Here is a 13,443-nt window from a genome sequence, read left to right as displayed (position 1 = left end):
TTCTCATACTGTTTGAAAGTCTATTCTTTTTCTTGGTATTTTGGCAAGAAAGTTTCCATCAAGAAGGAAGTATCGTAGTCACCAGCGATAACTCGGCGGTCTGAAATCAGATCCAACTGGAAGTCTGCATTGGTTTTCACTCCTTCAATATCAAGTTCATAAAGTGCCCGTTGCATCTTCATAAGAGCATCAAAACGATTCTCCCCATGAACAATGATTTTGGCAATCATACTATCATAGTAAGGGGGAATGGTATAACCTGGATAAACTGCTGAGTCCACGCGCAAGCCAACTCCACCACTTGGTAGATAGAGATTGGTAATTTTCCCTGGGCTTGGAGCAAAGTTAAATGCTGGATTTTCTGCATTGATCCGGCACTCGATAGCATGACCTCGTAGGACAATATCTTCTTGTTTGAAAGGTAAAGGTTGCCCGGCAGCAATGCGAATCTGCTCTTTCACGATATCGACACCTGAAACAAACTCTGTGACTGGGTGTTCCACTTGCACACGAGTATTCATTTCCATGAAGTAGAAATTGCCACTCGCTTCATCGAGAAGAAATTCAATCGTCCCTGCATTTTCATAGCCAACAGACTCTGCAGCTCGAACAGCCGCAGCACCAATTTCATTACGAAGTGTTTTACCAATCGCAATGGACGGACTTTCTTCTAAGACCTTTTGGTTATTCCGTTGGAGTGAACAGTCCCGTTCACCAAGATGGACAACATGACCCTCTTGATCCGCAAGGATCTGAACCTCAATATGGCGAGCTGGATAAATCACACGCTCAAGATACATAGCGCCATTTCCAAAATTGGCCTTGGCTTCACTGGATGCTGTTTCAAAGGCTGCGACCAAGTCTTCTGCCTTTTCAACCTTACGAATCCCTTTTCCACCACCACCTGCCGATGCCTTAAGCATGACTGGATAGCCAATTTTTTCTGCAACTGCAAGCGCCTCTTCAGCCGTGTGAACTTCACCATCAGATCCTGGGATAACTGGAACCCCAGCCTTGATCATTTGCTCACGCGCATTAATCTTATCTCCCATGGTATCCATTACAGTCCCAGAAGGACCGATGAACTTAATCCCCACTTCATCACACATCGTGGCAAACTTGGAGTTTTCGCTAAGAAAACCAAAACCTGGGTGGATGGCTTCTGCTTCAGTCAAGACTGCAGCAGATAAAATAGCGTTGATATTGAGATAAGATTCTGTCGCCTTACCAGGTCCGATACAGATAGCTTCATCCGCTAGGAGTGTGTGAAGAGCTTCCTTATCAGCAGTTGAATAAACTGCTACGGTTGCAATGCCCAATTCACGCGCAGCTCGAATAATGCGAACCGCAATCTCACCACGGTTAGCAATCAAAATTTTACGAAACATGGAGAACCTCCTTAGTTTCCAATTGCAAAGGTAAGAGTACCACTCGCTGCAAGCTTACCATCTACTTCAGCCTTTGCTTCAACCACAGCAATCGTACCACGACGTTTGACAAAAGTAGCCGTCATGACTAATTGGTCACCTGGTACAACTTGCTTCTTGAACTTAACCTTGTCCATTCCAGCGTAGAAGACCAGTTTCCCTTTATTTTCAGGTTTGGACAATTCCAAGACACCAGCAGTCTGAGCCAAGGCTTCCATGATAAGAACACCTGGCATAACTGGGTATTGAGGAAAATGACCATTGAAGAAAGGTTCGTTGATGGTCACATTTTTAATGGCAACAATGGTATCCTCGCTCACTTCCAAGACACGATCCACTAGGAGCATGGGGTAGCGATGGGGTAGAGCTTCTTTGATTCCTTGAATATCGATCATTTGATGCGTACCAATCCTTTACCGAACTCAACCATTTCTTCATTTGAAACGAGAATTTCTGTCACCACACCATCCTTAGGCGCGGGAATCTCATTCATGACTTTCATGGCTTCGATGATCACCAAAGTCTGACCTTTTTTAACACTGTCTCCGACTGTGACAAAGGCAGGTTTATCTGGTCCAGCAGCCAAGTAAGCCACCCCTACAAGTGGGCTCTCAACAACATCACCCTCTGGAGTAACCGTCGTTTCAGCTGGTGCTGGAGTTTCTTCCACTACACTCTCTACTGGAGTTGAAGGGGCAGAAACTACTGGACTTGCAGCTACTGCAGTTGGCGCTGGAGCAACTTGAGCTGGTGCTTCAGAAGCCATTCTTGCTTCATTCTTACTAAACTGCAATTCGTCCGTTCCGTTTTTATAAGAAAATTCTCTCAAACTTGATTGGTCAAATTGAGCCATCAAGTCCTTGATCTCATTTAAATTCATAATTATTTATTCTCCCAACGTTTGAAAGCAAGAACCGCATTGTGTCCACCAAAACCAAAAGTGTTTGAAATAGCATAAGGGATTTCTTGCTCCAAGCCTTGTCCATAAACGACATTCGCTTCGATATAGTCTGATAACTCACTTGTTCCAGCTGTCATTGGTACATAGTTATGACGCATGGCTTCGATGGTAGCGATGGCTTCCACTGCTCCTGCAGCACCAAGCAAGTGTCCTGTGAAGGACTTAGTTGAAGATACAGGTACTTCTTTACCAAGAACAGCTACGATAGCACCACTTTCTCCTTTTTCATTAGCAGGAGTTGAAGTTCCGTGTGCATTGACGTAAGCCACTTGCTCTGGAGAAATTTCTGCTTCTTCCAAAGCCAACTTCATGGCCTTAATCGCACCTTGACCCTCTGGATGAGGTGAAGTCATATGGTAAGCATCACAGGTATTACCGTAGCCAACTACTTCAGCCAAGATAGTTGCGCCACGTTTTTCAGCATGTTCAAGACTTTCAAGAACCAACATCCCTGAACCTTCTCCCATCACAAAACCATTACGGTCTTTGTCAAATGGGATAGAAGCACGAGTTGGATCCTCTGTAGTTGATAGGGCAGTCAACGCTTGGAAACCAGCGATAGCAAAAGGAGTGATAGATGATTCTGATCCACCAACTAACATGACATCTTGGAAACCAAACTTGATAGAGCGGAAGGCATCCCCAATGGCATCATTTGATGAGGCACAGGCTGTATTGATGGATTTACAGATACCATTTGCTCCGAAGCGCATAGCAACATTTCCTGAAGCCATATTTGGCAAGGCTTTTGGAAGTGTCATTGGTTTAACACGTTTTGGACCTTTTTCATGAAGACGGATAACCTGATCTTCGATTTCTTTAATTCCCCCAATACCAGAAGCTACGATAACACCAAAGCGATCCTTATCGATTGCTTCTACATCAAGATTTGCATTTGTCACTGCTTCTTGAGCCGCATACAAGGCATACAAAGAATAGTTGTCAAAACGGTTGGTATCTTTTTTGACAAAGTATTTATCAAATGGGAAATCTTGAACTTCTGCCGCATTGTGCACAGCAAATTCGCTGTGGTCAAACTTAGTGATTTCTCCAATTCCAATCTTCCCAGTTTGCAAACTGTTCCAAAATTCTTCTGGAGTATTTCCGATAGGAGAGGTCAATCCGTAACCTGTTACTACAACTCGATTTAGTTTCATCTGTCTTACCTATATCTTTCCTTATTTTTTACATGCTAAGTCCGCCATCAACAGCGAGAACTTGTCCAGTCAAATAATCCTGTCCAGCCAGGAACACTGTAGCATCTGCGATATGTTCTGCTTGACCAAAATGTTTCATTGGGATTTGGGCCAATGTCGCTTCCTTGACCTTATCAGACAAAACAGCAGTCATATCTGACTCGATCATTCCTGGTGCAAGAGCATTTACGCGTACGTTGCGATTGGCAACTTCACGTGCAACTGACTTGGTAAAACCAATCAAACCTGCTTTAGAAGCTGCATAGTTGGCTTGTCCGATATTTCCCATCAAACCGACCACACTAGACATGTTGATAATCGCACCTTCACGTGCCTTGATCATCTGTTTCAATACTGCTTGCGTCATGTTGAAGGCACCTGTCAAGTTGATCTTAATCACTTTTTCAAAGTCTTCTTCGGTCATCTTGAGCATAAGCGTATCTTGAGTGATCCCAGCATTGTTGACTAAGACATCGACAGAACCGAGTTCTGCAATCGCTTGATCTATCATACGCTTGGCATCTGCAAAGTCTGAAACATCACCTGAGATCGGTACTACTTTGACGCCGTAGTTTGAAAACTCAGCCAGCAATTCTTCTGAGATTGCTCCTCGACTATTCAAGACTACATTAGCGCCTAGGTGGGCAAATTTGTGAGCAATGGCAAGTCCGATACCACGACTTGAACCTGTTACAAAGACATTTTTGTTTGTAAGTTGCATTCTATTTCTCCTGTTTCCTGTTGTATTTTGTGGGAGAAGGGATCATTAGTTTCCTAACAAAGCATCCAAGCTTGCTTGGTCTTCAACGTTAGCTAGCTGAGCTGTTTTATCGATTTTTTTGACAAAGCCTGATAGGACCTTACCAGGACCAATTTCAATAAAGTTGGTTACCCCAGCATCCTGCATCACAGCAATACTTTCATAAAAACGAACAGGTTCTTTGACCTGACGCGTCAAAAGCTCTTGGATTCGATCTTTTTCCATAACAGCAGCTTCCGTATTGCCGACTAGTGGGCAAATAAAATCAGAGAAACTCACTCCCTCAAGAGCTCCAGCTAGTTGCTGACTGGCTGGCTCAAGAAGGGCTGTATGGAACGGACCAGATACATTTAAAGGAATCAATCGTTTTGCTCCTGCTTCCTGCAAGAGTTCAACTGCGCGGTCAACTGCAGCCACCTCACCACCAATAACGATTTGGCTTGGGGTGTTGTAGTTAGCTGGAGTTACTACTCCAACTTTAGAGGCTGTTCCACAAGCTTCCTCAATCACTTCAACTGGAGTATTAAGAACGGCAACCATCTTCCCAGAGCCTGCAGGTGCAGCCTCTTCCATATAAGCACCACGTTTAGCAACCAAAGCAACTGCATCCTCAAAGTCCAAGGCCCCACTTGCTACAAGAGCAGAATATTCCCCAAGAGACAATCCTGCTACCATATCTGGCTGATAACCCTTTTCTTTCAATAGTCGGTAAATAGCAATCGAAGTCGCTAAAATAGCTGGTTGCGTATAGCGAGTCTGGTTTAACTTGGTTTCTTCCTTATCGATCAAGTCACGAAGGTCATAACCCAAAACCTGACTGGCTTGGTCAATTGTTTCCTTGACGATAGGGTAGCGATCATAGAGATCACGCCCCATTCCTAGATACTGAGCACCTTGACCTGCAAATAGAAAGGCTGTTTTAGTCATTTCTTACAACTCCTGCCCAACGAGAGGCTTCTTCTTGAATTTTTTTGGCTGCGCCATAGTATAAATCTTTTAGGATTTCTTCGACAGTTTCCTCTTTAGATACCAAACCAGCAATCTGACCTGCCATGACAGATCCACCTTCTACATCTCCATGGACAACGGCTTTAGCAAGAGCACCAGCTCCCATTTGTTCAAAGATTTCTAAATCTGGATTTTCTTGTTTAAAGGCATCTTTTTCAGCCTGCTCAAAGTCACGTGTCAACTGGTTTTTAATGGCACGAACAGCATGACCAAAGTGTTGAGCGGAAATAGTCGTATCGATATCACGCGCTTTTAAGATTTTTTCCTTGTATTTTGGATGGGCGTTGGATTCCTTAGCTACCACGAAACGCGTACCAACTTGAACGGCCTCAGCACCAAGCATAAAGCCTGCAGCGACACCTTCACCGTCCGCAATTCCTCCAGCTGCGATAACTGGAATTGAAACAGCTGCAGCAACTTGGCGAACCAAGGTCATCGTCGTTAATTTACCAATATGCCCACCGGCTTCCATTCCTTCTGCAATAACTGCATCTGCACCAATTTTTTCCATGCGTTTTGCCAAAGCAACACTCGGAACAACAGGAATAACTGTAATTCCTGCATCATGGAAACGAGTCATGTATTTACTTGGATTTCCTGCACCAGTTGTCACCACCTTGACCCCTTCTTCAATCACGAGATCAACGATGTCTTCTACAAAAGGTGACAAGAGCATGATGTTGACACCAAAAGGTTTGTCCGTAAGTGATTTGATTTTATCGATATTAGCCTTTACGACCTCTTTAGGTGCATTCCCACCGCCGATGATCCCTAGACCACCAGCTTTTGATACTGCACCAGCTAAGTCACCATCCGCAACCCAGGCCATTCCTCCTTGAAAAATAGGATAATCAATGTTCAATAATTCTGTAATACGTGTTTTCATAGTGCCTCCATCATTCCTTGCTTACGTAATAGTTCGATGAGTTTATCATTTGAGTTTCAAACTATTACCTAAACAAGAGGGAGTGGGTTTCCCCTACTCCTTCTAGTAATATGTTAATTATTTTGTTTGCTCTTCAACGTAGGCAACCAAGTCACCAACTGTTTTCAAGTTATCTTCTGCTTCGATTTGGATATCGAAAGCATCTTCGATTTCAGAGATTACTTGGAACAAGTCCAATGAATCTGCATCCAAATCATCAAAAGTAGATTCAAGTGTTACTTCTGATGCGTCTTTCCCAAGTTCTTCAACGATAATTTCTTGTACTTTTTCAAATACTGCCATGATAGGACTCCTTTAAAATATAAAAAATTTATAACTATGTGTTTACCACATGATTACCTAGATTGTAAGAATGAGTGTGCCCCATGTCAAACCTCCACCGAAGCCTGATAGGAGAATCGTCTGGCTACCATCTAAACGAATCATGCCATTTTCCACACACTCTGAAAGCAAAATCGGGATACTTGCTGCACTGGTATTTCCATACTCCATCATATTGGCAGGAAGCTTGTCTCGGTCTACGCCGATCTTCTTAGCCATCTTATCCAAAATGCGGATATTTGCCTGATGAAGCAAGAGATAATCCAATTCCGATGCTGCGATTGGACCATTTTCAATGGTTTCTTTGATCGATCTAGCAACATCACGATTTGCAAAATCAAAAACTGCTCGTCCATCCATCTTCAAAAAAGCAGGAACTGCTTCTTGATCCGAGAAAGGAGAAGCCAAAGCCGTTTGACCATAGGTCAAGCACTCGCTCCGAGAGCCATCCGTATAGAGACTCTCCACAAGGAAATGACGTGTTTCGCTCGCTTCCAAGAGAACCCCTCCAGCACCATCCCCAAAGAGAACAGCTGTCGAACGATCTGACCAATCAACTGCCTTGGATAAGGTTTCAGCCCCGATAACAATCCCTTTTTTGAACTGTCCAGAACTTAAAAACTTTTCTGCAGTTGAGAGAGCGAATACAAAGCCACTGCAAGCTGCTGTCAGATCAAATGCGAATGCTCTATGCGCTCCGATATTTGCCTGAACTCGAGCTGCTGTGGAAGGCATCATCGAGTCTGGGGTAATCGTCGCTACAATGATAAAATCAATCTGATCCGCTGTTAAGCTCCCTTTAGCCAACAAGCTCTTAGCTACTTCTGTCGCCAAATCACTTGTAGACTCTGTTTTTGAGATATGTCTCTGTTTAATTCCTGTCCGACTTGAAATCCACTCATCGCTTGTGTCCATGATTTGGGCTAAGTCATGATTAGTGACCACTTGCTCTGGAACATAATGAGCAACCTGGCTTATCTTTGCAAAAGCCATTATTTCAAATCCTCCAAAAATTGATAAAGATTGATTAATCCTCTACCCATAACTTCTATTTCCTCAGGACTCATGCCATCGATGATTTTTTCGACCATTGCCTTGTGAAAACGTCTATGAAGACGATGGACTAACCGACCTTTCTTGGTCAAATGCAGATAGACCACACGTCGATCCTGATCAGAACGAATACGCTCAATATAACCTTTTCTTTCCAGGTTATTCAAGCTAGTTGTAACCGTTCCAAGAGTTACCATCAGTTCCTTTGAAACCTTGCTTGGTGTTGCCTCCGGAAACTTTCCAATCACATCAATCGTGTGCATTTCTTTGATGGAGATGTCTTTGAATCGACTACCTCGTAAGCTAACCTCCTCGATCACAAGGACATTGTTGAAAATAGATGTTAGATAATCATTTACTTGTTGGTAGTCCAAATCGTTTCCCTCCTTCTAAAAAACTTTCACAATCAAAGCATTTGATAAAAGAAGTATATCAAACTTCAAAAAATTGTGCAAGTATTTTTTTACATTCCTGTAAATTTCGGTCTTCTTCTTTCAGAATGCGCTCGAACTCCTTCTTTAAAATCTTCAGTTAGAGATAACGATTCTTGTAGTTTCAATTCTAATTCAGCATAATTCTGCCAATCCTTAAATTGACTTTCCCAAACTAACTTTTTAATCGCTGCGTATGAGTTTGCTGAACCTCTTCTTAATTTTTTCAGAACTTGTTCTCTTGTTTTTTCTAATTTGTCAACTTCACAAACACGGTATACCACGCCCCATTCTAGCGCTTTTTCAGCAGTCAAAGCTTCACCTGTCATAGCAAGTTGTGCAGCCCGTGTTACCCCGATACTACGACTCAAGAGATGAATCCCACCAGCGTCTGGCGCCAATCCAACTCCAACAAAGGCTTGAATGAATTTTGCCTTGTCAGTCGCTAAACAGAAATCAACTGCTACTGCCATATTTGCTGCAGCACCAGCAACCGCTCCATCTACTTCCATCAAAACAGGTTTTGGAATTTGCTTGATTTTAAAAGAAATTGTATTGACTAATTCTGCAATCTTATTCAAAGAAGGGATATCATCTTCATCTACTGCGCGTTTCATCTCAACCAAGTCTCCTCCAACTGAAAAGACCTTCCCATTCGCATTAATCAAGATGAACTGCACAGCTTGATCCTGCTCCGCTAGAGTCAAAGCTTCTAAAATTTCCTCACACATTGGGATATGAAAACCATTTGCCACTTCGGGACGATTCAAAGTAATGATAGCCAGATCATCTACGATCTGATATAAGATATGATTCATAGCTTCTCCTTTTCTTTTATAAGGCGATGAAATTGTTTTATCATCAAAGTATACCTTTTTTTGGATAAAGAGGCAAGGAAAAACTAAAGGAAAGTGTCTCAGCTGATTATTTTCCCATCATTTATGAGTCTGAGTAAAATTTGACTCTCTTACTTTTAAACTGTTATCGCTTTTCAGAATAAGTTAGTGTTTTCTTCTATTATAATAGGAAGTTATTTTCTTCATTGAAAAATGCCCCTCTTTCTGCTATAATCGTATAAAATACTTACTTGAGGAGTCCTTATGAAGGTTGTAAAATTTGGCGGAAGCTCGCTTGCCTCTGCTGGTCAGTTAGAAAAAGTTTTAAACATCGTTAAAAGTGATAAAGAACGCCGTTTTGTAGTCGTTTCTGCACCCGGCAAACGCAATGCTGAAGATACCAAGGTAACTGATGCTTTGATTAAATACTATCGCGACTATGTGGCTGGAAATGACATCAGTGCTAGCCAAAGCTGGATCATTGACCGTTATGCCGCTATGGTTAGTGAACTAGGGTTAAAACCTGCTGTTTTAGAAAAAATCTCTAAAAGTATTCGGGCCTTGGCAACTCTTCCTATAGAGGACAATGAATTTCTCTATGATACCTTCCTAGCGGCTGGAGAAAATAACAATGCCAAATTGATTGCAGCCTACTTTAACCAAAACGGTATCGATGCACGCTATGTTCACCCAAGAGAAGCTGGGATCGTTGTCACAAGTGAACCAGGAAACGCACGCATCATCCCATCTAGTTATGACAAGATTGAAGGTTTGGCTGATAGCAACGAAGTCCTTGTTATCCCTGGTTTCTTTGGTGTGACTAAGGAAAATCAAATCTGTACTTTTTCACGTGGAGGTTCAGATATCACAGGTTCTATCATTGCAGCAGGTGTTAAGGCTGATCTCTATGAAAACTTTACAGACGTAGATGGTATCTTTGCTGCCCATCCTGGTATTATCCACCAACCACATTCCATTCCTGAATTAACCTACCGTGAAATGCGTGAGTTGGCTTACGCTGGATTTTCAGTTCTTCATGACGAAGCTCTTCTACCCGCTTACCGCGGAAAAATTCCTCTTGTCATCAAGAATACCAACAACCCTGACCACCCAGGAACACGCATTGTTTTAGAACACAGTAGTGATAAATTCCCAGTAGTAGGGATTGCGGGTGACTCAGGATTCGTCAGCATCAACATGTCAAAATACCTCATGAACCGCGAAGTCGGGTTTGGTCGCAAGGTTCTGCAAATCCTTGAGGACCTCAACATCGGTTGGGAACACATGCCTACAGGTATCGACGATCTTTCAATCATCCTCCGCTCCCGTGAATTGACTCCTATCAAAGAAGAAGAAATTCTACGTCAACTCGTTCAAAAAGCTGAAGTGGACCATGCTGAAATCGAACATGACCTTTCCATCATTATGATTGTTGGAGAAAAGATGAAGAGCCATATCGGGGTAACTGCTACTGCAACACGAGCTCTATCTGAAAACAAGATTAACATCCAGATGATGTCCCAAGGTTCAAGTGAAGTTTCCATCATGTTTGTTGTCAATAAAGAGCAAGAAAAAGCAGCTATCAAGGCTCTCTATCATGCCTTTTTCGGTGAAAGTAAGGAAGACTAATCATGGCCCAATCACTCAATCAAGTCATTGACCTCCAAACTACTGGGACATCTTACCTCTCTATCTCTGGAAAAGTTGGAAAATTTTTAATCGGGGATCAAGCCTTAGAGTTTTATCCTGATGTCAATGTCGAACAATATATTCAAATCCCCTGGTCTAGCATTCAACAAATCGGAGCCAACGTAAGTGGTCGCAAGATCAGCCGCCACTTTGAAGTCTTTACCGATCAAGGTAAATTCCTCTTTGCTTCAAAAGACTCTGGAGCTATCCTCAAAATCGCTCGGGAAAAATTAGGAAACGAAAAGGTTGTGAAACTTCCGACTCTACTCCAGACCATTGGAAAAAAACTTAACAATCTGTTTGCAAAAAAGTAGAAACTTTAGTATAATCATAGCAACGGATAAGTAGGTTATCTTCTTCTTTCAGAAAGTCTGCGGATGCTGCGAGCAGATAGGAGGGGTAAGTGAAATTCTACCGTTAGTAACAATTAAATACTCAATCAAGTGCACACCTGTGAAGTTGGATGGAACCGTGGCCCTGCCACTCCAACGCTTTGTCAGGTGTGCTTTTTTCATAAAGGAGTTCTTATGTTAGATATTAAACGTATTCGCACAGATTTTGATGCTGTCGCTGAAAAATTAGCTACACGTGGTGTAGATGCTGCTGTCTTAAATGAGATGAAAGAAATCGATGCTAAACGTCGTGACATCTTGGTCAAGGTTGAAACTCTAAAAGCAGAACGTAACACAGTTTCTGCTGAGATTGCCCAAGCTAAGCGCAACAAGGAAAATGCCGATGACAAGATTGCTGCGATGCAAACCCTATCTGCTGAAGTCAAAGCCTTGGATGCTGAATTGGCGGACATCGATGCTAAATTAACAGAATTTACCACTACTCTTCCAAACATCCCTGCCGACAGCGTTCCTGTTGGAGCTGATGAAGATGACAATGTGGAAGTTCGCCGTTGGGGGACTCCACGTGAGTTTGACTTCGAGCCAAAAGCTCACTGGGATCTTGGTGAAGACCTTGGTATCCTTGACTGGGAACGCGGTGGTAAGGTAACAGGAGCTCGTTTCCTCTTCTATAAGGGACTTGGGGCTCGTTTGGAACGTGCTATCTACAACTTCATGTTGGATGAGCATGGTAAAGAAGGCTATACGGAAGTTATCACACCTTACATTGTTAACCATGACTCTATGTTTGGTACTGGTCAATATCCAAAATTTAAGGAAGACACTTTTGAATTGAAAGACACTAATTATGTCCTCATTCCTACAGCTGAAGTACCTCTTACAAACTACTACCGTGATGAAATCCTTGACGGTAAAGACCTACCAATCTACTTTACCGCTATGAGTCCATCATTCCGTTCTGAAGCTGGTTCTGCTGGTCGTGATACACGTGGCTTGATTCGTCTACACCAATTCCACAAGGTTGAAATGGTCAAATTTGCCAAACCAGAAGAATCTTATGAAGAATTGGAAAAAATGACAGCTAACGCTGAAAATATCCTTCAAAAGCTCAACCTTCCATACCGTGTCGTTGCGCTCTCTACTGGAGATATGGGCTTCTCAGCTGCCAAGACTTATGACTTGGAAGTTTGGATTCCGGCCCAAAATACCTATCGTGAAATCTCAAGTTGTTCAAATACAGAAGATTTCCAAGCCCGTCGTGCCCAAATCCGTTACCGTGATGAAACCGATGGCAAGGTGAAACTCCTTCACACCTTGAACGGTTCTGGACTTGCAGTTGGACGTACGGTTGCTGCTATTCTTGAGAACTATCAAAATGCAGATGGTTCTGTAACCATTCCAGAAGTACTTCGTCCATATATGGGTGGAGCTGAAGTTATCAAACCATAAAAATAAGGTTTAGCTATTTCTAGCTAGACCTTTTTTCGTAACCAAATCAGATAAGCACCCAATACAAAGAATAAAATAGTGAGGCATATAACAGTTTCAGCAAACACCAGATAATCCAGAAATGGAAGTTTCAAGATCCCCTGAGCCATCTTGATTGAAGTAGCTGTGATAATGGTTGGGAAGGTGAGGGCTGAGAAGGCTGGTTGAAATCCTTGTTTTAAAATATTGGGCAGGCGAGTTAAAACAAAGAAAAAGAAGGACTGAGATGCCAAAATCATGACAATCAAGAGCCAAGTCGGTATGCCTGCTCCTCCAACTCGAACTAGAGAAGCTAAGAGTAGGGAAAAGGGAGCACAGTAGATTCCTTCCTGCCCAAGCAAGGCCACTGGGAGTGGATCTTTCTTTAAATCACTATAAATAAGGGGATAGAGATAGAAGGTCAAGACAAAACCAAAACTCAAGGTCGCATAGGCAATTTCAATGATACCGACAAGAGGATAGGTCAAGGCTGCTACTGCTATCCCCACATAGAGTACCGTCCAGCTTGGAGTCGCATTAACCCTCCGACCTGGACAGGCAAATTTGATGGTAAAAGTAGCAATCAAAACCAAATCCAAGAGAAAGGAAAACCACCAGATCCCTTGTGCTACCAAAGGAAGAGCAGGGAATACGCGAAAGACATAGGTCGATAAAATCATCCCAGTCATAGGAAAAGTGGCCATCCCTGATAAAAGAGGGGGCCTGATCAATTCTTTCTTGGTTTCTTCCCAATTAAAAAGATGAACAACAAGAAAGAAAATCCACAACACTAGACCAGTCAGACTCAATAAATGCGACAGAACAGGCAAAGTATCTGCAATCAGATTTCCTGCACCTGCTAAACCTAATAAACAGCCAGAGAATACTAAGGGGAGCTTTTTCATCCGAGCCTCCAATAATCATGTTATTATTAGTATAGCATAAAAGCGCTTAAAATAGCATAGAAAAATGAAGACTGGATTGCTCAGTCTTCA

General features: G+C 42.6%; 15 protein-coding genes. 3 read left to right on the top strand and 12 right to left on the bottom strand.

Going from position 1 to position 13,443, the window contains the following annotated elements:
• Nucleotides 1-20: 20 nt before the first annotated feature.
• The 11 genes from accC to TZ92_RS03375 form a co-directional block, all read right to left on the bottom strand.
• Nucleotides 21-1,388 carry an acetyl-CoA carboxylase biotin carboxylase subunit gene (accC, locus tag TZ92_RS03425; protein ID WP_033630314.1) on the bottom strand — a complete coding sequence of 456 codons (1,368 nt, stop codon included), beginning with the start codon at nucleotides 1,386-1,388 and terminating at the stop codon, nucleotides 21-23.
• 11 nt (nucleotides 1,389-1,399) lie between these two features.
• Nucleotides 1,400-1,822, bottom strand: a complete 423-nt coding sequence (gene fabZ / locus TZ92_RS03420) for a 3-hydroxyacyl-ACP dehydratase FabZ (RefSeq protein ID WP_000565515.1) — start codon at nucleotides 1,820-1,822, stop codon at nucleotides 1,400-1,402.
• Nucleotides 1,819-2,307, bottom strand: coding sequence for an acetyl-CoA carboxylase biotin carboxyl carrier protein (gene accB, locus TZ92_RS03415; RefSeq protein WP_033630315.1), 489 nt, complete (start codon nucleotides 2,305-2,307; stop codon nucleotides 1,819-1,821). The genes fabZ and accB overlap by 4 nt, the downstream gene beginning before the upstream one ends.
• Nucleotides 2,308-2,309: 2 nt before the next feature.
• On the bottom strand, nucleotides 2,310-3,545 hold the full coding sequence (fabF, locus tag TZ92_RS03410; RefSeq protein ID WP_000774052.1) for a beta-ketoacyl-ACP synthase II: 1,236 nt from the start codon (nucleotides 3,543-3,545) through the stop codon (nucleotides 2,310-2,312).
• Nucleotides 3,546-3,573: 28 nt separating this feature from the next.
• Nucleotides 3,574-4,305: a 3-oxoacyl-[acyl-carrier-protein] reductase gene (gene fabG, locus TZ92_RS03405; protein ID WP_033630316.1), complete on the bottom strand. Its 732-nt coding sequence runs from the start codon at nucleotides 4,303-4,305 to the stop codon at nucleotides 3,574-3,576.
• 45 nt (nucleotides 4,306-4,350) lie between these two features.
• Nucleotides 4,351-5,271, bottom strand: a complete 921-nt coding sequence (fabD, locus tag TZ92_RS03400; RefSeq protein WP_033630317.1) for an ACP S-malonyltransferase — start codon at nucleotides 5,269-5,271, stop codon at nucleotides 4,351-4,353.
• Entirely contained in the window at nucleotides 5,264-6,238 is a 975-nt protein-coding gene (fabK, locus tag TZ92_RS03395; RefSeq protein ID WP_000857452.1) for an enoyl-[acyl-carrier-protein] reductase FabK, read from the bottom strand. Before fabK ends, fabD begins: the two co-directional genes overlap by 8 nt.
• 117 nt (nucleotides 6,239-6,355) lie before the next feature.
• Nucleotides 6,356-6,580, bottom strand: a complete 225-nt coding sequence (locus TZ92_RS03390; protein WP_000257840.1) for an acyl carrier protein — start codon at nucleotides 6,578-6,580, stop codon at nucleotides 6,356-6,358.
• 57 nt (nucleotides 6,581-6,637) lie between these two features.
• On the bottom strand, nucleotides 6,638-7,612 hold the full coding sequence (locus tag TZ92_RS03385; RefSeq protein ID WP_000852970.1) for a beta-ketoacyl-ACP synthase III: 975 nt from the start codon (nucleotides 7,610-7,612) through the stop codon (nucleotides 6,638-6,640).
• Nucleotides 7,612-8,046 (bottom strand): fatty acid biosynthesis transcriptional regulator FabT, encoded by a 435-nt coding sequence (gene fabT / locus TZ92_RS03380; protein WP_033630318.1) that lies wholly within the window; start codon nucleotides 8,044-8,046, stop codon nucleotides 7,612-7,614. The genes TZ92_RS03385 and fabT overlap by 1 nt, the downstream gene beginning before the upstream one ends.
• An 89-nt stretch (nucleotides 8,047-8,135) precedes the next feature.
• Entirely contained in the window at nucleotides 8,136-8,921 is a 786-nt protein-coding gene (locus TZ92_RS03375) for an enoyl-CoA hydratase (RefSeq protein ID WP_001015588.1), read from the bottom strand.
• 282 nt (nucleotides 8,922-9,203) lie between these two features.
• On the opposite strand from TZ92_RS03375, the gene TZ92_RS03370 reads away from it, so the two are divergent.
• The 3 genes from TZ92_RS03370 (at nucleotide 9,204) to serS (ending at nucleotide 12,430) form a co-directional block, all read left to right on the top strand.
• Nucleotides 9,204-10,568, top strand: a complete 1,365-nt coding sequence (locus TZ92_RS03370; protein ID WP_000869634.1) for an aspartate kinase — start codon at nucleotides 9,204-9,206, stop codon at nucleotides 10,566-10,568.
• Nucleotides 10,569-10,570: 2 nt separating this feature from the next.
• Nucleotides 10,571-10,942 (top strand): DUF956 family protein, encoded by a 372-nt coding sequence (locus tag TZ92_RS03365; protein WP_033630320.1) that lies wholly within the window; start codon nucleotides 10,571-10,573, stop codon nucleotides 10,940-10,942.
• Nucleotides 10,943-11,155: 213 nt separating this feature from the next.
• Nucleotides 11,156-12,430 carry a serine--tRNA ligase gene (serS, locus tag TZ92_RS03360; RefSeq protein ID WP_033630321.1) on the top strand — a complete coding sequence of 425 codons (1,275 nt, stop codon included), beginning with the start codon at nucleotides 11,156-11,158 and terminating at the stop codon, nucleotides 12,428-12,430.
• A gap of 23 nt (nucleotides 12,431-12,453) precedes the next feature.
• Here the strand turns inward: serS and TZ92_RS03355 are convergent, their stop codons facing one another.
• Nucleotides 12,454-13,353: a TDT family transporter gene (locus TZ92_RS03355; RefSeq protein WP_033630322.1), complete on the bottom strand. Its 900-nt coding sequence runs from the start codon at nucleotides 13,351-13,353 to the stop codon at nucleotides 12,454-12,456.
• Between the last annotated feature and the right edge of the window lie 90 nt (nucleotides 13,354-13,443).

The sequence above is a fragment of the Streptococcus oralis subsp. oralis genome (assembly GCF_000960035.1).
Classification (GTDB): domain Bacteria; phylum Bacillota; class Bacilli; order Lactobacillales; family Streptococcaceae; genus Streptococcus; species Streptococcus oralis_G.
Note: the sequence above shows the minus strand (reverse complement) of the source record. Positions and strands in the feature narration are given on the sequence as shown.

Coding starts and splice junctions, on each gene's coding strand:
- accC (WP_033630314.1), bottom strand. CDS start 1,388: ATGTTTCGTAAAATTTTGATTGCTAACCGTGGTGAGATTGCGGTTCGC.
- fabD (WP_033630317.1), bottom strand. CDS start 5,271: ATGACTAAAACAGCCTTTCTATTTGCAGGTCAAGGTGCTCAGTATCTA.
- fabF (WP_000774052.1), bottom strand. CDS start 3,545: ATGAAACTAAATCGAGTTGTAGTAACAGGTTACGGATTGACCTCTCCT.
- fabZ (WP_000565515.1), bottom strand. CDS start 1,822: ATGATCGATATTCAAGGAATCAAAGAAGCTCTACCCCATCGCTACCCC.
- TZ92_RS03355 (WP_033630322.1), bottom strand. CDS start 13,353: ATGAAAAAGCTCCCCTTAGTATTCTCTGGCTGTTTATTAGGTTTAGCA.
- fabG (WP_033630316.1), bottom strand. CDS start 4,305: ATGCAACTTACAAACAAAAATGTCTTTGTAACAGGTTCAAGTCGTGGT.
- TZ92_RS03365 (WP_033630320.1), top strand. CDS start 10,571: ATGGCCCAATCACTCAATCAAGTCATTGACCTCCAAACTACTGGGACA.
- TZ92_RS03390 (WP_000257840.1), bottom strand. CDS start 6,580: ATGGCAGTATTTGAAAAAGTACAAGAAATTATCGTTGAAGAACTTGGG.
- TZ92_RS03385 (WP_000852970.1), bottom strand. CDS start 7,612: ATGGCTTTTGCAAAGATAAGCCAGGTTGCTCATTATGTTCCAGAGCAA.
- TZ92_RS03375 (WP_001015588.1), bottom strand. CDS start 8,921: ATGAATCATATCTTATATCAGATCGTAGATGATCTGGCTATCATTACT.
- TZ92_RS03370 (WP_000869634.1), top strand. CDS start 9,204: ATGAAGGTTGTAAAATTTGGCGGAAGCTCGCTTGCCTCTGCTGGTCAG.
- serS (WP_033630321.1), top strand. CDS start 11,156: ATGTTAGATATTAAACGTATTCGCACAGATTTTGATGCTGTCGCTGAA.
- accB (WP_033630315.1), bottom strand. CDS start 2,307: ATGAATTTAAATGAGATCAAGGACTTGATGGCTCAATTTGACCAATCA.
- fabK (WP_000857452.1), bottom strand. CDS start 6,238: ATGAAAACACGTATTACAGAATTATTGAACATTGATTATCCTATTTTT.